Origin of the sequence: Stenotrophomonas nitritireducens (assembly GCF_001431425.1) — a bacterium.
In the GTDB taxonomy this organism is placed as follows: Bacteria; Pseudomonadota; Gammaproteobacteria; order Xanthomonadales; family Xanthomonadaceae; genus Stenotrophomonas; species Stenotrophomonas nitritireducens.
In genome coordinates, this window is sequence record NZ_LDJG01000088.1 from 1 (window position 1) to 842 (window position 842).

General features: G+C 67.7%; 1 pseudogene. It reads right to left on the reverse strand.

Features of this window, described 5'->3' with window-relative positions:
- Positions 1-507: pseudogene (locus ABB22_RS17555) on the reverse strand (hypothetical protein); the annotation flags it as partial.
- Positions 508-842 lie beyond the last annotated feature (335 nt).

Below are 842 nucleotides of genomic sequence, written 5' to 3' on the forward strand. Positions count from 1 at the left end.
CCAGTCGCGGGGCGGCAGGCTCATGCTCAACTGCAGCTTCTGTCCGATGAGCTGCCCGGCCTCGACCTGCGCCTTGATCACCGCCGCGTCGGCGCCAGTGGCGGGCGGGCCGTGCGGCGTCTCCGGCGACGGCAGCGGGAACGGCCCCTGCTGCAATTCGCGCAGCTGCGTATAGGTGCCCTGTTCACCGGCCAGCCGCAGGTCGTGGCGGAAGGCCTCCATGCCGTCGCGGACCGCCTGTTCCTGCGCCATCAGTCCGGCAGGATAGACATAGACGTCGAAGCGGATTTCCTGGTGGTCCTTCAACGCATAGCGGAAACCGGCGCCCGCATATTTCCGTCCGGGATCGAAGGAGCTTCCTTCGAGCTCGAAATCGCCGACCTGCACGGGGGCGATCAGGTAGCTGGTTTCGATGTAGGCCCGGTCGTGCTTCTTCCTGGCGGCCACCGGAAAGCTGGCGGCAACCGCCAGGACCCACAGGGCAAGCAGCAGAGGGGAACGGGGCATGGCGCCTCCTGTGCGGATCGGTGCCGGGAGTGTAGGCCCTTACTCCGCCCCGGGATTGACCCGCTGGTGGCGCGCATCGTCAGCGCCTACGACCGCCGCGACCTGCAGCGGGTCAATCCCGGGGCGGAGTAAGGGCCTACACTCCCGGCACCGATCCGCACAGGAGGCGCCATGCCCCGTTCCCCTCTGCTGCTTGCCCTGTGGGTCCTGGCGGTTGCCGCCAGCTTTCCGGTGGCCGCCAGGAAGAAGCACGACCGGGCCTACATCGAAACCAGCTACCTGATCGCCCCCGTGCAGGTCGGCGATTCCGAGCCCGAAGGAAGCTCCTTAGATCC